The sequence below is a fragment of the Rhizobium sp. X9 genome, assembly GCF_018873185.1.
Lineage (GTDB): Bacteria > Pseudomonadota > Alphaproteobacteria > Rhizobiales > Rhizobiaceae > Agrobacterium > Agrobacterium oryzihabitans.
Map to the genome: position 1 here is coordinate 1,608,132 of NZ_CP071312.1, position 16,778 is coordinate 1,624,909.

17 protein-coding genes are annotated in these 16,778 nt (G+C 59.5%); 9 read left to right on the forward strand and 8 right to left on the reverse strand.

Annotation, left to right across the window (positions count from 1 at the left end):
• Positions 1-2: 2 nt before the first annotated feature.
• From mmsB to JZY08_RS22320, 5 genes are all read left to right on the forward strand, one after another.
• A complete protein-coding gene (gene mmsB, locus JZY08_RS22300; protein ID WP_216331738.1) occupies positions 3-887 on the forward strand; it encodes a 3-hydroxyisobutyrate dehydrogenase in 885 nt (294 codons plus the stop codon).
• Positions 884-2,839 carry an acetoacetate--CoA ligase gene (locus JZY08_RS22305; protein WP_216331739.1) on the forward strand — a complete coding sequence of 652 codons (1,956 nt, stop codon included), beginning with the start codon at positions 884-886 and terminating at the stop codon, positions 2,837-2,839. The genes mmsB and JZY08_RS22305 overlap by 4 nt, the downstream gene beginning before the upstream one ends.
• 4 nt (positions 2,840-2,843) lie before the next feature.
• Positions 2,844-3,629, forward strand: coding sequence for a 3-hydroxybutyrate dehydrogenase (locus JZY08_RS22310; protein WP_216331740.1), 786 nt, complete (start codon positions 2,844-2,846; stop codon positions 3,627-3,629).
• 88 nt (positions 3,630-3,717) lie between these two features.
• A complete protein-coding gene (locus JZY08_RS22315) occupies positions 3,718-4,074 on the forward strand; it encodes a hypothetical protein (protein WP_216331741.1) in 357 nt (118 codons plus the stop codon).
• A gap of 90 nt (positions 4,075-4,164) precedes the next feature.
• On the forward strand, positions 4,165-6,501 hold the full coding sequence (locus tag JZY08_RS22320; protein WP_003498464.1) for a glucose/quinate/shikimate family membrane-bound PQQ-dependent dehydrogenase: 2,337 nt from the start codon (positions 4,165-4,167) through the stop codon (positions 6,499-6,501).
• A 77-nt stretch (positions 6,502-6,578) separates the two neighbouring features.
• On the opposite strand, the gene JZY08_RS22325 is transcribed toward JZY08_RS22320, so the two are convergent.
• On the reverse strand, positions 6,579-7,079 hold the full coding sequence (locus JZY08_RS22325; protein ID WP_216331742.1) for a ferritin-like domain-containing protein: 501 nt from the start codon (positions 7,077-7,079) through the stop codon (positions 6,579-6,581).
• 198 nt (positions 7,080-7,277) lie between these two features.
• On the opposite strand from JZY08_RS22325, the gene JZY08_RS22330 reads away from it, so the two are divergent.
• Entirely contained in the window at positions 7,278-7,733 is a 456-nt protein-coding gene (locus JZY08_RS22330) for an MgtC/SapB family protein (protein WP_253204090.1), read from the forward strand.
• Between the two features lie 7 nt (positions 7,734-7,740).
• Here JZY08_RS22330 and JZY08_RS22335 read toward each other — a convergent pair whose 3' ends face one another.
• From JZY08_RS22335 to JZY08_RS22360, 6 genes are read right to left on the reverse strand one after another with little or no spacing between them, the layout of a single operon-like run.
• Entirely contained in the window at positions 7,741-8,967 is a 1,227-nt protein-coding gene (locus JZY08_RS22335) for an FAD-binding oxidoreductase (RefSeq protein ID WP_216331744.1), read from the reverse strand.
• A 19-nt stretch (positions 8,968-8,986) separates the two neighbouring features.
• Positions 8,987-9,397, reverse strand: a complete 411-nt coding sequence (locus JZY08_RS22340) for a TIGR02588 family protein (RefSeq protein WP_216331745.1) — start codon at positions 9,395-9,397, stop codon at positions 8,987-8,989.
• Between the two features lie 7 nt (positions 9,398-9,404).
• Complete coding sequence (locus JZY08_RS22345; protein ID WP_216331746.1) at positions 9,405-10,265, reverse strand: TIGR02587 family membrane protein; 861 nt, start codon at positions 10,263-10,265, stop codon at positions 9,405-9,407.
• Positions 10,266-10,317: 52 nt separating this feature from the next.
• Entirely contained in the window at positions 10,318-10,758 is a 441-nt protein-coding gene (locus JZY08_RS22350) for a PPC domain-containing DNA-binding protein (protein WP_080839048.1), read from the reverse strand.
• Between the two features lie 57 nt (positions 10,759-10,815).
• On the reverse strand, positions 10,816-11,376 hold the full coding sequence (locus JZY08_RS22355; protein ID WP_216331747.1) for a DJ-1/PfpI/YhbO family deglycase/protease: 561 nt from the start codon (positions 11,374-11,376) through the stop codon (positions 10,816-10,818).
• A gap of 18 nt (positions 11,377-11,394) precedes the next feature.
• On the reverse strand, positions 11,395-11,616 hold the full coding sequence (locus tag JZY08_RS22360; protein WP_035223556.1) for a hypothetical protein: 222 nt from the start codon (positions 11,614-11,616) through the stop codon (positions 11,395-11,397).
• Positions 11,617-11,906: 290 nt separating this feature from the next.
• Here JZY08_RS22360 and JZY08_RS22365 point away from each other — a divergent pair, with 290 nt between their 5' ends.
• Genes JZY08_RS22365 through JZY08_RS22375 form a run of 3 tightly spaced genes read left to right on the forward strand, consistent with a single transcriptional unit; the run spans position 11,907 to position 15,676 of the window.
• Complete coding sequence (locus tag JZY08_RS22365) at positions 11,907-12,737, forward strand: N-formylglutamate amidohydrolase (RefSeq protein ID WP_216331748.1); 831 nt, start codon at positions 11,907-11,909, stop codon at positions 12,735-12,737.
• Complete coding sequence (locus JZY08_RS22370; RefSeq protein WP_216331749.1) at positions 12,734-14,611, forward strand: flavohemoglobin expression-modulating QEGLA motif protein; 1,878 nt, start codon at positions 12,734-12,736, stop codon at positions 14,609-14,611. The genes JZY08_RS22365 and JZY08_RS22370 overlap by 4 nt, the downstream gene beginning before the upstream one ends.
• 18 nt (positions 14,612-14,629) lie before the next feature.
• Positions 14,630-15,676 carry a glutathione synthase gene (locus JZY08_RS22375; protein WP_216331750.1) on the forward strand — a complete coding sequence of 349 codons (1,047 nt, stop codon included), beginning with the start codon at positions 14,630-14,632 and terminating at the stop codon, positions 15,674-15,676.
• Between the two features lies 1 nt (position 15,677).
• Here JZY08_RS22375 and JZY08_RS22380 read toward each other — a convergent pair whose 3' ends face one another.
• A complete protein-coding gene (locus tag JZY08_RS22380; RefSeq protein WP_216331751.1) occupies positions 15,678-16,700 on the reverse strand; it encodes an NAD-dependent epimerase in 1,023 nt (340 codons plus the stop codon).
• Between the last annotated feature and the right edge of the window lie 78 nt (positions 16,701-16,778).

Below are 16,778 nucleotides of genomic sequence, written 5' to 3' on the forward strand. Positions count from 1 at the left end.
CCATGAAGACCGTCGCTTTTATCGGACTTGGACATATGGGCCTGCCGATGGCCGCCAATCTTGTCAAAGCGGGTTACGCCGTCAGGGGTTTCGACCTTTCCGAGGCCTGCCGTGCGGCGGCAAGGGAGGCAGGCATTCCCGTGGCAGTTGATACTGCCGAAGCCATTGCAGCGGCGGAGGTGATCGTCACCATGTTGCCGAAAGGGGAACATGTCGTTTCGGTTTATGGTGATCTGGTGCAGAAAATCTCTGCCGGAACGCTGCTCATCGATTGCTCGACGGTGGATATGGAAAGCGCCCTGAAAGCGCATGAACTGGCCGCTTCCGCCGGTTGCCCCTCCGTCGATGCCCCTGTCTCGGGCGGCACGGGTGGCGCGGCCGCCGGCACCCTGACCTTCATGTGCGGCGGCGAGGCAGAGGCATTTTCGGCGGCAAAACCGGTGCTGGAAGCGATGGGCAAGAAGATTGTCCATTGTGGCAAGGGCGGCAACGGGCAGGCGGCAAAGATCTGCAACAATATGATCCTCGGCATTTCCATGATCGCGGTTTCCGAAGCCTTCGTGCTGGGTGAAAGGCTCGGCCTTTCGCATCAGGCGCTGTTCGATGTCGCATCCACCTCGTCAGGCCAATGCTGGTCGCTCACCACCTATTGCCCGGTTCCGGGACCGGTGCCGACATCGCCCGCCAACAAGGATTATCAGCCGGGATTTGCGGCGGCCCTGATGCTGAAGGACCTGAAGCTTTCGCAGGCGGCTGCAAATGGAGCCGGGGCCTCCACCCCGCTCGGTGCGGCTGCGGCTGCGCTTTATGAGAACTTTGTCGGTGAGGGCGGCGGGGCGCGTGATTTCTCCGCCATCGTCGAGATGCTACGCGGGGGCGAGGCATGATGGACGCTACGCCGTCGGATATTCTATGGGTGCCGCCTCGGGAAAGGATGGAGCGCTCCTCGCTTTTTACCTTCGCTGTAAGGACGGCGTCGCAGCACGGGATTGCTGCCGATGATTATTCCGGTCTGCTGCGCTGGTCCATCGAAGCACCGAATACCTTTTACGACGCCTTGTGGGATGAGCTCGGGATTATCGGCACACGCGGTGAAGCGGCCTTCAAACCCGGCGCGACGATCCGCGAGGCCGAGTTTTATCCGGGCGCGAGGCTCAACTATGCCGAAAACCTGTTGCGTGATGCCGACGACCGGTTGGCGATCATCGCCCATCGTGATGATGGCACGAGGCGCGAGATAAGCCGCAGGCAGCTTTATGAACATGTCTCCCGTCTGGTGCAGGCGCTCGTCCATGCCGGCGTGAAGGAGGGCGACCGCGTCGGGGCCATCGTCACCCATGATATTGAGGCGATTGTCAGCTATCTGGCAACGAGCGCCATCGGGGCCATCTGGTCGTCCTGCTCGCCGGATTTCGGCCCGGCGGGAGCTTCCGACCGGCTATCGCAGATCGATCCGAAAATCCTCATCGCCGTGCCGGAATATGGTTATGCCGGCAAGCGCATCGATGTCGGCCCCACCATCCGCGCGGTGGCGGAAAGCGCTTCGCCTCAAAAGATCGTGCTGATCGGCGATGCCGTTCCGGCCAGCCTTTCCGATCTCGGCTGCGTGACGCTGCATGATTTCGTCGCGCCCTTTGAGCCGGGTGAAATTGCGTTCAACCGGCTGCCGGTCAAGGCGCCGCTCGCAATCCTTTATTCCTCCGGCACGACAGGCAAGCCGAAATGCATCACCCATTCCGGCGGCGGCCTGCTTCTTCAACATATGAAGGAGCAGAAGCTGCAATGTGATATTCAGCAAGGGGAGCGCTTCTTCTACTTCACCACCTGCGGCTGGATGATGTGGAACTGGCAGGTCTCCGGTCTGGCGCTTGGCGCAACGCTTGTGACCTATGACGGCAATCCCGGTTATCCCAACCCTGCGCGGCTGATCGATCTCATCGACGCCGAACGGATCGCCACCTTCGGAACCTCGGCCAAATTCATCGACGCCTGCCTGAAGGCCGGGCTAAAGCCGCGCGAAAGTCATGACCTTTCGTCCTTGCGCACGATCCTTTCCACCGGCTCGCCGCTCATCCCGCAATCCTTCGATTATATCTATCGCGACTGGAAGGCCGACGTGCATCTCGCCTCCATTTCCGGCGGTACGGACATCTGCGCCTGTTTCCTCGGCGGCAATCCGCTGCAGCCGGTTCATCGCGGCGAATTGCAGGGCGCGATGCTGGGCATGGATATCGATACGCTGGATGACGAAGGGCGTTCCGTGCGCGGCGTTGCCGGTGAACTCGTCTGTCGCAATGCCCACCTGTCGATGCCGGTCAAGTTCTGGGGTGATGAGGACGGTTCGCGGTATCAGGCCGCCTATTTCGACCGCTTTCCTGGTATCTGGGCGCATGGCGATTTTGCCGAGATGCGTCCGTCCGGCGGATATGTCATTCACGGGCGTTCGGACACGACGCTCAATCCCGGTGGGGTTCGCATTGGAACGGCGGAAATATACCGCCAGGTGGAAACCGTGCCGGAGGTCGAGGAAGCCATTGCCGTCGGGCAGGATTTCGACGGCGACCAGCGGGTCATCCTTTTCGTGCGCCTGAAAGCGGGGGCTGAGCTGACGGAGCCGCTGGAAAAGACCATTCGCAGCCGCATCCGTTCGGGCGCGACGCCCCGGCACGTTCCGGCAAGGATCATCGCCGTCAGCGCCATTCCCCGCACCCGCTCGGGCAAGATTTCCGAAATCGCGGTTCGTGACACCATTCATGGCCGGCCGGTGAAGAACACCGATGCGCTCGCCAATCCCGAAGCGCTCGATCTTTTCCGCAACCTGCCGCAGCTGAAGGACTAGGCCGATGGAAGATCAACCGAAGACCGTTCTCGTTACGGGTTCCACCAGCGGCATCGGGCTCGCCATCGCCAAACGTTTCGCCGAGGAGGGATTTCTGGTCGCCGTCCACGGCATTGAAACGTCGGAGGAAGCGGCGCAGGCACTGGAGGCGGTTGCGAAAGTGGCGCGACATCGCCCGGTCTATTTTTCAGCCAACCTTGCCAATTATGATGAGAGTGCACATCTGCCGGAAAAGGTCATTGCCGAGTTCGGTCACATCGACGTGCTCGTCAACAATGCCGGCATCCAGAAGGTCGCGCCGATCGATGAGTTCGATTTCGCCGATTTCTCCCATATTGTCGCGATCTCGCTCGACAGCGCTTTTCATACGATCCGTGCCGCCCTCCCCGGAATGAAGGAAAGGGGATGGGGACGCATCGTCAACATCGCTTCCGCCCATGGCTTGCGCGCTTCACCGTTCAAGGGACCCTATGTGGCGACCAAACATGCCGTGGTGGGCCTGACCAAAAGCGTGGCGCTTGAGGTGGCCGAGCTCGGCATTACCTGCAACGCCATCTGCCCCGGTTACGTATGGACACCGCTTGTGGCCGCTCAGGTCGCCGATCAGGCGCGGGTGCATGGCATGAGCGAGGAGGATGTGGTGAAGAAGGTGATGCTTGCGCCACAGCCGACGAGACGTTTCATACAGCCGGAGGAAGTGGCGGAGATGGCGTTTTATCTCACCGGCGATATGGCCCGCTCGATTACCGGCGCGACCATTTCCATCGATGGCGGCTGGACCGCAAAATAATCTTCGCGCAACCGGTGCCTGCTCCCACGTCTGGAACCAAACTGTGGCCCCGTGGATTAAATCTGCAGGGTTACAGGGAGTAAAAGACATGGCCAGAGAAAATGCCAGCTATCTCGACGGTCGGGATTCCCCGAAAAACGAGACGGCAACGCGCGCGCGGCAAGGGGCCAGAGGACGGCCTGTCCTCGTCATATTGATCGTCAGCGTGCTTCTCGCACTGGTGGTCTGGGCCGTGGTCGAATATTCGGTTTTTGAGCCCGATGAGAACCGGCCACCAAATTCTCAGACCGAGAGTGCGCCTGTTCCGCAGCGGCCATCCGGATCCGGAAGCTTCGATAACAACCCGGCGAATGGCCGTGCCGCACCGCCGTCATCGACGGAGAAAAATCCTGCGCCGCAGGACTCGACCGGCGCCCCCGCAAAACCCATGACTACCATGCCGTGAAATTTTTCATGCCAAATGAATAGTTTGTATGGAACCAGATCGCACCCGATTTCATTTCACGCAAAGTGACAGGAATCGGGGGTCTCATTCATGGCAGTCACAGTCACTGCGGTTATTCTCTCGCTGATCGGCCTTGCGCTGTTCGGTTTCGGCTCTCAGCTCGTCATGCTGGGCGGGAGCTTTTATTACGTTCTTTCCGGGCTGGCCTTCCTTTTGACGGCCATCCTCCTGTTCAAGCGCAATCGCGCAGCACTGCACGTCTACGCCGTCTTCATTGTCGCGACCCTCGCCTGGGCCGTCTGGGAAGTCGGCTTCGACTGGTGGCAGCTTGGCCCGCGTGGCGGTATCATCATTCTCATCGGCCTCTGGCTTCTGGTGCCCTGGGTCAGAAAACCGCTTGGTTTTGCGAGCCCGACGGGGCTGAGTTACGGCCCGAATGCCTGGCCGCTTGCGCTCTCGGTTCTGGCCTCCATCGTGGTGGCCGGATATTCCATGGCGCAGGATCCGCATGACAAGCCGGGCTCCCTGCCGCAGGAGACTGCGTCTGCTGCACCCGTCTATGGCGGCAACGTGCCTGACGGTGACTGGCATCAATATGGCCGCACGCCCTATGGCCAGCGTTATTCGCCGCTCACGCAGGTCAATGTCGACAATGTCTCGCAGCTGAAGGAAGCCTGGCGTTATCAGACGGGCGACGTGAAGCTGCCGGATGATGTGGGTGAGACCACCTATCAGGTCACGCCGCTCAAAGTCGGCAATACGCTTTATATCTGCACGCCGCACAATTGGGCGATTGCCATCGACGCGGCCACCGGCAAGGAAAAGTGGAAATACGACCCGAATGTCGGCCTTAACCCGGACCGCCAACACCAGACGTGCCGCGGCGTATCCTATTATGCCGAACCTAACGCCGCACAGGGTACGGCATGCGCAGAACGCGTCTACCTGCCGACCTCGGATGCACGGCTGATCGCGCTTGATGCGGCAACCGGTCAGGTCTGCACTTCCTTTGCCGATCAGGGTGTGCTGCATCTTGAACAGGGCATGAAATACAATCCCGCCGGTTATTATTATTCGACCTCGCCGCCCGTGATCGCGGCGGGTAAGATCATCATTGGCGGCGCGGTGAACGACAACTATTCCACACAGGAACAGTCCGGTGTCATCCGTGCTTTCGATGTGAACAGCGGCGCACTTATCTGGAACTGGGATTCCGGCAATCCGACAAAGACCGAGCCGCTGGCGGAAGGCGAAACCTATACGACGAACTCGCCGAACAGCTGGTCCGTGCTGAGTTATGATGAAGGATTGGGTCTCGTTTACGTCCCGTTGGGCAATCAGGTGCCGGACCAGCTCGGCATGGGTCGCAGCGAGAATGTGGAGAAATATTCCTCCTCCATTGTCGCGCTCGATATCAATACCGGCAAGGATCGCTGGGTGCGCCAGACGGTTCACCACGATCTTTGGGATATGGACGTGCCCGCTCAGCCGGTGCTGCTCGACATCACCAAGGACGGTCAGAGCGTTCCGGCGCTCGTCGGTCCCACCAAGCAGGGCGATATCTACGTTTTGGACCGTCGTACCGGCGAGCCGCTTCTGCCGATCACGGAAGAACCGGCTCCGAGTGGCGCGATCCCTGAAGACTTCACCTCTCCGACCCAGCCGACGACCGCGCTGTCGTTCAAGCCGGAGCCGCTGAAGGAAAAGGACATGTGGGGCGTCTCCATGTTCGATCAGCTCGCCTGCCGTATCCGCTTCCACCAGCTGAACTACAAGGGCCGTTACACCCCGCCGTCGCTGACCGGATCGATCATCTATCCCGGCAATTTCGGCACCTTCAACTGGGGCAGCGTGGCGGTCGATCCCGAACGTCAGGTCATGTTCGGCATGCCGACATACCTTGCCTTCACTTCGAAGCTCGTGCCGCGCGCCGACATTCCGCCGAAGGGGCAGGACGAAAAGGGCAGCGAACAGGGTTTGAACCGTAATGATGGTGCGCCCTATGGTGTGTTCATGGGCCCGTTCCTCGGCCCGCTGCAAATTCCCTGCCAGGCACCGCCGTGGGGCTATGTGGCAGGCGCTGACCTTCGCACCGGCGATATCGCCTACAAGCACAAGAACGGCACGGTCTATGACATGACGCCGCTGCCGCTGCCCTTCAAGGTGGGCGTGCCGGGCATTGGCGGACCGATGATCACCAAGGGTGGCGTTGCCTTCCTGGGTGCCGCCGTCGACAACTATCTGCGGGCCTACGACCTCACCACCGGCAAGCAACTCTGGGAAGCGCGCCTGCCCGCCGGCGGTCAGGCAACGCCGATGACCTACGCGCTGGACGGCGGCAAGCAATATGTCGTGATGGTTGCCGGCGGTCATGGTTCCGTCGGAACCAAGCCGGGCGATTATGTGATCGCCTATACCCTGCCGTAAAACGCGGCCGCTTCAGGCAAATAAAAAACCGGAATGGGTGACCATTCCGGTTTTTGCTTGTGCAGCTGTTGCCGTGATCAGGCTGCCTTTTTCTGAGCGGCCGCATTGATCGAAATCTTGGCAAGCGAGGTCAGCGCGTCGTCGGTCTTGGTTTCTTCCTTGAGCGTCGCATCCAGCAGGGAAGCGGCGTTGGCGTGTCCAAGCTTCTCCGCCCATGCCTTGAGGGTGCCGTAACGGGCGATCTCATAATGTTCGACGGCCTGAGCCGACGAGATGAGACCGGCATCGAGAGCGGCCGTGCCCTTGAAGTCATCCATGATTTCCTCGCCCTCGGCGATGATGCCCTGGATTGCCTCGCAGGTCTTTCCCTGCGCCCGCTTGCCGATCATCTCGAACACTTCCTGCAGGCGTTCAATCTGGCCCTGGGTTTCTTCCCTGTGCTTTTCGAAGGCCTGTTTCAGCTTCGGATCGGTCGCTGCCCGTGCCATCTTCGGCAGGGCTTTGAGAATCTGTCTTTCGGCGTAGTAGATATCCTTCAACGTGTCGTAAAACAGGTCGTCGAGTTTCTTCTCGGCCATTGGTCCTTCTCCCATGTGTGAAAGTGCGTGGCGTGCGCCCGCACGGGAGACAAACCCTTCGCAGCTCCCATAGTTCCGGCTCCGTTGCGCGCAACATTTATATTGCTGCAGGGAACCAACAGGCTTTCCCGAACTTACTGTGCTGAAATTTCGGGAGGAGACACGACTGTGCCCCAAAGCCTTGCAGAAGAATTTTCCATGAATATTTCCATTCCCTTCGAGGTGCTGGTGGTGCGCGTTTTTGGTGCGGTCATCCTGTGCGGCCTGATCGGTCTGGAGCGCGAATTTCACAAGAATACTGCCGGTCTTCGCACCAATATGCTGATCGGTCTTGCAGCGGTCACTTTCTGCGTCATCACCATCCATATGATGGAGACGATGGCGGAAGGTCATGAGGCCGCGCGGCTCGATCCCATCCGGTTGGTTGAGGCCGTGACGGCGGGCATCGCCTTTCTTGCGGCAGGTGTGGTCGTCTATACCAGGGGCGATGTCAAAGGTCTGACGACGGGGGCGAGCATGTGGCTCTCCGCGGCGATCGGCCTTGCCGCCGGTCTCGGCATGTGGCCGCTGGCCATTGTTGCCGCCGGCATCGGCATTATCGTCCTGTGGACGCTGCGCCGCATACAGGTGGTGGCCGGCATCAAGGACGAATGAACGGTGATCAATCGAACCGGAAGAGATCGGCGTCGGGATCCTTGCCGCCATTGACGGCGGCAGCGATTATCTCGGCGGCGATCTGGCTGAAGGTGATGCCGTTACCCCCGAAGCCCATGACGGCGTAGACGTTTCTCATGCCGGGAACCGCGCCGATCAGCGGCAGGCCTGTGGTGGTGGTGCCGAAGGCCGCCGCCCAGCGATATTCCGGCTCTCCGATGTCGATACCAAGGAGACTTTCCATCTTGCACCGGATTGCGTCCTGTTTGGTAAAGAGCTTTCCTTCAGAAAGGTACGATGTCGGGCTTTCCTCATCCTCGCCCCCCGCGATCAGGCGTCCGTCACGGTCGGTACGCAGGTAGAGATAGGGATCGGAAGCCTCCCAGACGATATGGCTTTTCAGCCAGTCCGGCAGATCGATGCCCTTCCTGCTCGCCAGCGCCCAGGTGGAGATGATCTGATGTTTCGGGCTTTCAAGCGACTTCAGGAATTCGTATCCGGTGCAGAAAACGACATTGCGGGCGGAAAGGATTTTGCCCTGTGCGGTGGCGACGACCACCTCGTCACCGAGGTTTCTGAGATCGGTGATTTCCAGATGGGACACGATTTCCGCACCGGCGCCCGACGTGTGGCGCAAAAGGCCGGCCGTCAGCTGAGCGGGATTGGCGGAGGCCGAAATATCGCTGAGGATAGCCCCAGTCCGATCGATGGCGTAGTCGCTCCTCAATTCGGCGGGGCCAAGGAGGCGCGCTGCAATTCCTGCTTCTTCCCGGGCTGCCGCTTCAGCCTTCAGCGCGCGCGACCCCATTTCGTCGCCGGCGAGATAAAGCGCCTGCTTGCGCGCCATGCTGCAGGATATGCCGAGCGAGGAAACGATTTCCTCAAGACGCAGGACGGCCCGCGCCGAGCGTTGCCACGCCCGATCCGCAGCGTCCCTGCCGATCATCTTTCTGAGCTCGGTCAGAGGCGTGTCGATCTCGTGCTGAATCATCGCGGTGCTGGCGACGCTGCTGCCCATTACCGGGTCACGCCGGTCGACGATCAGCATCGACTGTCCCGGCCTGTGCAACGCATGGGCCACAAGCGCGCCGCTGATGCCGGCACCCACCACGATCGTGTCATAATGGTTGGCTTCCGGGGTCTTTCCGCTGCGAATGCCGATGCGGGGCGTATCGGCCCACAGGGGTTTTGATTCCCTGAGGTCCCGTTCCTTCGTCAGTTCCGATGTGGGCATGAAAGTGTCCTGAAAGGTCTCACGGCTCGGTATAGCCGACGACGTTGATGATGAGTGTTCCGTTTTGGGGATTGTTTCGGAAGAAGAGCGTGCCGGTGTCGCGGGATTCCGAGGCGACATAATCGAATGTCACGTCGACGCTTTCCAGCGTGGCGGCATTCTGCTGCAGGTCGCCGCGCACATGCACCTGCGCCGCCGTCGTCATGGAGAGGTTGCGAATGTGGAAACTCACCCGGTACTGTCCCGCCTGTGCCTCGACGTCCGTGACGGCAATCTCGAAGCGTGCCCTGTCCGGCTTGTAGCGATAGATGTCATAGCCGATCCAGCCGAGCATCGCGATGACAAGAAGCGTGCAGACGGCGCCCGTCAGCCACTCCACCCAATGCGGTTCGGGGCTTTCCACATTTTTGCGGCCCTTCGATATGGTCATTTTGTCCTCACAGGATCAGCCGGGCAGAGGCAGCGCCGATCGAAGCGGGAACGCCGAGAATAACGGCGGCATTCATGATCTGCGACAGCGAGGTATGGTCGAGACGTTCGAAGGTCCAGAGCGTGTAGATACTGATGGCAATGGCGATGACATAACCGGGCAGGGTGAAACGCAGGAAGGACTGCCACCATTCCTGCCCCTCGTGCACTTGGTGCGACCCCTTGAAATGAAGCGCATAGACGAAGCCATGCATGATGGCGATCGAGACCAGGCAAAGCGCCAGAATGTGATAGGGGGTTACCTTGTAGGCAATCAGGATCATTTCTTCCGTTGGGGCGACATTGAGGCTGAGAAAAAGCGCGCCGACCATCATCATGAAGAGTTCGTGCAGATAACCCGTCTCGCCCGAATATTCGCCATCCTCCTCATCCTCGGTGTCGGAATGTTCGCCGAGCTGGCTGCGGCCGAGCAGCGCCCCGATGCTGGCGGGCACGGATTGCAGGGCGATTTTGGCGATGAGATTTGAGGTGGTGAGCTGATCGTAAAAAATGCCGAACAGCAAAAGCACGGCGGCGCTGACGGCAATGCCAAGCCCATAGGCCGTTATCGCATCGCGTAGCGCCTGTGTTCGGGAATGAATATTTTCAAAGCCGATGCGGCGGGCGAGCAGGAAAAGCAGCGGCAGGTTCAGGATGCAGAGCAGCAGAAGCCGCCAGGAATTGACATAGAGGCCCAGAAACCACATTTCCATGGTCATCAGCATGGGCAGGGCAAACAGCAGTGCGCCTGCCGTTCCACGTGCCAGACCGATCAGAAATTGCCTGACCTCATCACTATCCGCATCTTTTCGTATGATTGCCGCCGCCATGCGTCCCCCTGCATGAAGGGATAACGCAATGGCGTTTTTCCGGTTCCGTTGGTTATTTTGCGGGGTCGATGAGGGCGATGCCGAATTCGCGGCGGTAACTGCGCCGCAATTCCGCAGGTGTTTCGCGAATGACGACTTCGAGCGTCGGGCGCACCACCCCCTTCAGGAAATGGCCGCCTTTTGTGGAACCATCGGCAAAGCCCAGGACGACGTGCAGGTGCGGATTTGGCGTGTCGTTTTCGTCAAGCGTAATATCGCCAAGCAGGCTCAGAACCTCGCTCTGCTCCGTCACGGGGATCTCCTTATATTCTCGCGTCGAAAGGTCGAAAAAAGCAAGCGTCGCAGTTGAAAAGGCACCTATCGCGGTCACCGAGGCGGCATTGATGTTTTCCGATTTTGCGAAGCGGCGGATCGCCTCGAATGCCTCTTCCTCCGGGTCGATGACAAGAATGAAGGTACGTTCGGCACCGGTGGCCAGCAATCTGCTTTTCATGGATGTCTCCCAATAAAAGTGCCGCCGGCAGGCGGCGGCACAGGAATGTCATGCACCTCAGGCGGCACGGCGTTCGTGGCGGCCTTCCTCGACCTCCTCGACGATTTTCGCAACGAAGGCATCGAGGTCTTCCGGGCTGCGGGACGTGATGATGCCCTTGTCCGTCACCACCTTTTCGTCCTTCCAGTTGGCGCCGGCGTTTTTCAGGTCGGTCTTGATCGACCAATAGGAAGTGGCGTTGCAGCCGCGCAGGGCATCGGCTTCAACCAGAAGCCAGGGGGCGTGGCAAATGGCGGCCACGACCTTGCCGGACTTGACGAAATCGCGAACGACGCGCATCGCATCCTCGTCGTGGCGCAGGACGTCCGGATTGATCTGGCCGCCTGGAAGAACCAGCGCATCGAAATCATCCGATTTGACACTTCCGGCGGAAAGATCGACGGCAATGCTGTCGCCCCAGTCCTTTTTATCCCAGCTCCTGATCTCGCCATCCTTGATTGAGGCGATCTTGACGTCTGCACCCTTGGCCTTCAACTGGTCATAGGGCACGCGCAGTTCGGAGCGCTCATAGCCGTCCGTTGCGAGAATGAGGATCTTTGCAGCGTTGATGGCAGTCATATCTGTCTCCTTATGGGTTCAATCGTCCTTGTCGGAATTTACGGAAGGGAGGAAAAATTCCACGTCCTTCAGGCGCTCCTCGTCGAGATTTTCGATGTTGGTCTGCCAGAATCTCTCCGCTTCCGCCGGTTCGTCTTTCCATTGGCGCACGAAGGTCTTGTTGTCGTCGATCATGACCTGGCGGGTTCCGCCGAGCCGCAGATATTCTTCCGCAAGTTTGCGCGTTTCGGTCTTTTCCATGTCGCGGCTCCTTGTGCGTGGAAAGCGGGGACGGAGGGACGCCGGATGGGTAAGAAGCTCGGCTGCCATTTCGTTGGCCACCGGGAGAAAACGGAAAAATCCCGATGTTCTTCAGCGCCATCGCGTCCGTTTGACACGGCGGCCCTCCTGCCAGAACAACGTGAGCTCTCCGGTATGGTTCCCCATTTTTTAAAGGGGTGTCATTGCCGGGGCCAAATACATCGCGCGCAATTTTTCCCGGAACAAACGGGCAAGTCACGTTGTTTTAGCCGTGATGCAGGGGAGGCAGCATGGCAGCCAGACAGAGCGACGGCGAATACAGCGACAACAACGAAAACAAGGGTTTCTGGTCGATCGACTTCGGCAATTCGCCCGTCATCGGCACGGCCATTCATGACGGTCATCGCATCCGCCCCGATATTGCCGATCTGATGGCGCTTTCCCCGGACGAACGCCTGCGGGAAGAAGATCCCTTTACCGGCGAAATGATCGCGGGGATGACCAACCGCATCATCGTCCATCATTCGCGTTTCGAAATCGATCTCAACCGTGCGGCCGACCAGGCAATCTACCTCAAGCCGGAGCAATCCTGGGGACTGGAGGTCTGGAAACAGGAGCCGCCCGCGGCATCCATCCGCCAATCGCTCGATTTTCACGCCGACTATTACGCAATGCTTGAAACCGTTCTTTCAACGGTCGAACGGCGGCACGGTGCTTTCGTGGTACTGGACGTGCACAGCTATAATCATCGCCGGCAGGGTGCCGCCGCGCCGCCGACGGCCCAGGCGGAAGCGCCTGATATCAATATCGGCACCTTTTCCATGGACCGCAGCCGCTGGAGCGATGTCGTCAGCGCCGTTGGCCATCATTTTGCGTCAGCGACCATCGGCGGCCGCCGTCTCGATGTTCGCGAGAATGTGGCCTTTCAGGGCAAGGGGGAGCAGACACGTTTCATTCACGAGCGTTTTGCGCAGAACGGCTGTGCGATTGCGGTGGAGTTCAAGAAATTCTTCATGGATGAATGGACCGGCAAACCGGCCGTACGCGTGGTGTCGGATATTCGCGACACGATGGCCGCACTTCAACCGGTTCTTGAAGAGTGCCTGAGGGCGCGGCGATGAACCTCTCTTCCGCACGCAGCGAACCGTCACCGGTCGCCGATCTGGTAGACGATGTTGTCTCCTGTCTGGAAGCTGGCAAGGCGGTCCGTCGCGATGTCGGAAAGACTGGCAGGCTGCATATCGACCGGCCGCTGCCGTTTCTCTGCCTGCATCTGACTGGCGGTACGAAGGATCTCGCGGCCCGCGACATCGCGTCTGCACATGCGTCCTATCTGATCGCATCGACCATTCAGGAGGCTGCGCCGCTGATTGAGGCCGTAGGCGCTGCCATGCGGCAACGCTTCGGCGCCTTCATGGTTCTCGATATCGGCGAACTGGAACATGACATTCTGCTCGCTGACGATTCGCCCTTTCTGCCGCATTATGAGGTTTCCGTCTCGGCGACGGACGAGCCCGAAACACAGAACGCCCGCCGTGTTTTCATCAAGGCGGTTTGCGACGCCGAAGTGCGGTTTCGCACGCCGCGCATCACCAGGCCAGAAGTGGCGGCGGATCCGATCCTTAGATTTCAGAATGCCGGCCTCGATTTCCCCTGCATCAGTGTGCGTTTTGCGCCGATCTACCGGCAACCGGAATCCGGCGCGGATTATCCCGGCCTGCGCGAGACGATGATTGCCGATATTTTCGATGCCGGTTTACAGGCCTTCTCGTCATTCGCGGCCGGTAAAGATGCCCTCAAGGTCACCAGTCACCGGGCGCTCGGCCGCAAGGCTTTCGTCGATGCCGTCAGGCGCGCCGATCGCTCGATCGACGACATCGTCTCTTCCTTCGATTTTCTTCTGTCCGTCACGCCGATCAATGCCCGCCGGGCCTTCGAGGAGTTTCGTGACGGCAGCTTTCAATATGCGCCGCGCCTGCTTTACCGGCCCCTCGGCGTTGATGTCGAGGAACAGAAACGCAAGCTGTATTCCGTGGTTTTCGACCATCTGGAAGACCCGGTGCTTTATCATCTTTACCGGGAAAAGCAGCAGGAGATCGATCTGCAACTGACGATGCTCGCCAATCTGCATCGCCGCACGTTCACAGATTTCTCCCGCGCCCTTTACGGCGCCGTTGAACCCGCTCTTTTGACACTGGCCCTCAGCGTGCTTGAGGATTGCCCGCGCAAGGATGAGAGCGGCGAAATCGCCATGGTTGATTGTTATGCGGTCGCCAGAAAGTCGCGCGAGATGGTCGAGACCTATCTGGCGGAGGAGCCGGAATTCAAGGCCCGTGTCGAAATCAGGGACGACCTGCCGCCCGGCCTGATGGTGACGGGCGAAAAACTGCTGATCTCGCGCCACACCGTCATGGAACAGCGCCGGGTCGAGGCGCTTCTCTCGCACGAGATCGGCGTGCATCTGCTCACCTATTTCAACGGTTCGTCTCAGGGCCTCAGGCTCTTCCGCACCGGACTTTCCGGTTACGAGGGCGTGCAGGAGGGGTTGGCGGTGCTGGCGGAGCACCTGGCCGGTGGCATGACACGCGAGCGCCTGCGGCTGATCGCCGGCCGTGTCGTCGGCTGCGCCGCCATGCTGGATGGCGCGACTTTCGTTGAGACGTTCCGGATCATGACCCGGGATCACGGTTTCGACGAGGCCGGCGCCTTCAACATGGTGCTGCGCATCTATCGGGGCGGTGGTCTTTCGAAGGACGCAATTTATCTGCGCGGACTGGCAGAGGTGCTGGAACATCTGCGCAAGGGCGGCGCGCTCGATCCATTCTGGATGGGCAAAATCGCCGCCGCCCATTTCCCGGTGATGCAGGAGCTTGCCTTGCGCGGCCTCCTGCGTCCGCCGGGCGTACGCCCCGCTTTTCTGCTGCCGGCCAAGGCCAATGAGCGGCTCGAAAAAATCCGGGCGGGATTATCCATCGCCGAACTGGCGACACTATAACATGACAGGAGGGGCTACATGCGTATCGCATTTTTCGTCAATTCCATCGAAACCGAGGGGCCGAATTTCGCCACCGGGCTTATGGCCATGGCTGCGCTCAATCGCGGCCATGAGGTGGTCTATCTGACGCCTGGTGATTTCACCTTGCGGTCGGACGACAGTCTGACCATTCATGCCTCTGTGCTGCCGAAGGCGAAATACAAGAAGGCCGACGCTTTCCATGCCGCCCTTCAGGACAAGTCGCTGGAACGGCGCACGATGGATGTGGAGGAAATCGACGCGCTGATGCTGCGCAACGATCCTTCGCTTGACCAGACGACAAGGCCTTGGGCAGTGCATGCCGGCATTCTGTTCGGCCGGCTTGCCGAACAACGGGGCGTCGTGGTGCTGAACGATCCCGAAGGTTTGGCGCTTGCGCAGAACAAGCTCTATTTCCAGAGCTTCCCCGAAATCGTCCGTCCGACCACGATCATCTCGCGCAATGTCGATGAAATCCGCGCATTCGCCGATGCTCATCCCAAGGGTGTCATCGTCAAGCCGCTTCAGGGTTCAGGCGGCAAGAATGTCTTCAAGATCGGCTCCAGCAAGGAGGCCAATCTCAACCAGATTTTCGAGGCCGTCAGTCTCGAGGGTTACCTGATTGCGCAGGCCTATCTGCCGGCTGCCAAGGATGGCGATGTCCGTTTCTTCATGATGAATGGCAGGCCGCTGATGCGCGACGGAAAATATGCCGCACTTCGCCGCGTGCCGGCAAAAGGCGATCTGCGCTCCAACATTCACGCCAAAGGCACCGCCGAGGCGGTGAAAGTGACCGACGAGATTGTGGCGCTTGCCGAAATGATGCGGCCGAAGCTGGTGGAAGACGGCATGTTTCTGGTCGGGCTCGATATCGTCGGCGACAAGATACTGGAGGTGAACGTGTTTTCGCCGGGCGGTCTCTTGAACATCCTCGAACTCACCGATGTCGATTTCAGCGATACGATCATAGAGTCTATAGAGACCAAAGTTGCCATGCAGAGCGCGTCCGGCGGCATGCTCTCCAATCGCCTGCTGGCGACGCTCTGAGTTATTCGCGCAATTCGGTAGAGCGCATGTCACGATACCAGGCGACGAGGGCCTTGATGCCCTCTTCGACCGGGGTTTGCGGCACGTAGCCTGTCAGGGCTCTCAAAAGATCGGGCGAGGCGAAGGTGCGGGGAACGTCTCCCTGCTGCATGGGCAGCATGTTGCGGATCGCCGGCCTGCCGACCGCCTTTTCGACCGTTTCGACAAAGCGCATCAGTTCCACCGGCTGGCCGCCGCCAATATTGACGATGCGGAAGGGTGCATGGTGCGACAGCGTGTCGGTCACGCCTTCCTGCGTCACCCGGTTTTCCTCGGACGGGACGATCTCACTCAGCCGGACGATGCCCTCCACCAGATCGTCAATATAGGTGAAGTCGCGGCTCATATTGCCTTCGCCGTAAATATCGATCGGCTGGCCATTCGATATGGCATCGACGAATTTGATCGGCGCCATGTCCGGCCGTCCCCAGGGTCCGTAGACGGTGAAGAAGCGGAAGGCCGTGGTGGGCAATTTGTGGAGATGGGCATAGCTATGCGCCATCAGTTCCATCGATTTTTTGGTGGCCGCATAAAGCGTCATCGGCTCATCGGCCTTGTCGCTTTCCGCAAAGGGCACTTTTTCGTTGGCGCCGTAGATGGAGGAGGTCGAGGCCAGCATCAGGTGTTTGACACGCAGGTTCTTGGCAAGCTCCAGCATGTTCCACGATCCGATGAGATTGGAATCGATATAGGCGCGTGGATTTTCAAGGCTGTAGCGGACACCCGCCTGTGCCGCGAGGTGAATGATGATTTCCGGTTCGGCAGCCTCCGCCGCCCGCTTCAGGGCGTCCACGTCTTCCAGCATGCCGATTTCGGCCCTGAAACCATTGGAGCGGGAAAGGATGGCGTGGCGTTTTTCTTTCAGGCTGACGTCGTAATATTTAGTCATGCCGTCAAAACCGGTCACGAAATGGCCGGCATCCAGAAGCCGCTTGGCAACATAAAAACCGATGAAGCCCGCGGTGCCCGTAACCAGATAACGCATGATGATTATATCCCGAATCCGTTGGTGCGTTTGCGGTCGAACCGGAAGCGCGAAAACCTTTTAAGTGAAATGCCGAAG

What these genes read in the sequence shown, in the direction of transcription:
- mmsB (WP_216331738.1), top strand. Translation starts at nt 3, where the DNA reads ATGAAGACCGTCGCTTTTATCGGACTTGGACATATGGGCCTGCCGATG.
- JZY08_RS22305 (WP_216331739.1), top strand. Translation starts at nt 884, where the DNA reads ATGATGGACGCTACGCCGTCGGATATTCTATGGGTGCCGCCTCGGGAA.
- JZY08_RS22310 (WP_216331740.1), top strand. Translation starts at nt 2,844, where the DNA reads ATGGAAGATCAACCGAAGACCGTTCTCGTTACGGGTTCCACCAGCGGC.
- JZY08_RS22315 (WP_216331741.1), top strand. Translation starts at nt 3,718, where the DNA reads ATGGCCAGAGAAAATGCCAGCTATCTCGACGGTCGGGATTCCCCGAAA.
- JZY08_RS22320 (WP_003498464.1), top strand. Translation starts at nt 4,165, where the DNA reads ATGGCAGTCACAGTCACTGCGGTTATTCTCTCGCTGATCGGCCTTGCG.
- JZY08_RS22325 (WP_216331742.1), bottom strand. Translation starts at nt 7,079, where the DNA reads ATGGCCGAGAAGAAACTCGACGACCTGTTTTACGACACGTTGAAGGAT.
- JZY08_RS22330 (WP_253204090.1), top strand. Translation starts at nt 7,278, where the DNA reads ATGAATATTTCCATTCCCTTCGAGGTGCTGGTGGTGCGCGTTTTTGGT.
- JZY08_RS22335 (WP_216331744.1), bottom strand. Translation starts at nt 8,967, where the DNA reads ATGCCCACATCGGAACTGACGAAGGAACGGGACCTCAGGGAATCAAAA.
- JZY08_RS22340 (WP_216331745.1), bottom strand. Translation starts at nt 9,397, where the DNA reads ATGACCATATCGAAGGGCCGCAAAAATGTGGAAAGCCCCGAACCGCAT.
- JZY08_RS22345 (WP_216331746.1), bottom strand. Translation starts at nt 10,265, where the DNA reads ATGGCGGCGGCAATCATACGAAAAGATGCGGATAGTGATGAGGTCAGG.
- JZY08_RS22350 (WP_080839048.1), bottom strand. Translation starts at nt 10,758, where the DNA reads ATGAAAAGCAGATTGCTGGCCACCGGTGCCGAACGTACCTTCATTCTT.
- JZY08_RS22355 (WP_216331747.1), bottom strand. Translation starts at nt 11,376, where the DNA reads ATGACTGCCATCAACGCTGCAAAGATCCTCATTCTCGCAACGGACGGC.
- JZY08_RS22360 (WP_035223556.1), bottom strand. Translation starts at nt 11,616, where the DNA reads ATGGAAAAGACCGAAACGCGCAAACTTGCGGAAGAATATCTGCGGCTC.
- JZY08_RS22365 (WP_216331748.1), top strand. Translation starts at nt 11,907, where the DNA reads ATGGCAGCCAGACAGAGCGACGGCGAATACAGCGACAACAACGAAAAC.
- JZY08_RS22370 (WP_216331749.1), top strand. Translation starts at nt 12,734, where the DNA reads ATGAACCTCTCTTCCGCACGCAGCGAACCGTCACCGGTCGCCGATCTG.
- JZY08_RS22375 (WP_216331750.1), top strand. Translation starts at nt 14,630, where the DNA reads ATGCGTATCGCATTTTTCGTCAATTCCATCGAAACCGAGGGGCCGAAT.
- JZY08_RS22380 (WP_216331751.1), bottom strand. Translation starts at nt 16,700, where the DNA reads ATGCGTTATCTGGTTACGGGCACCGCGGGCTTCATCGGTTTTTATGTT.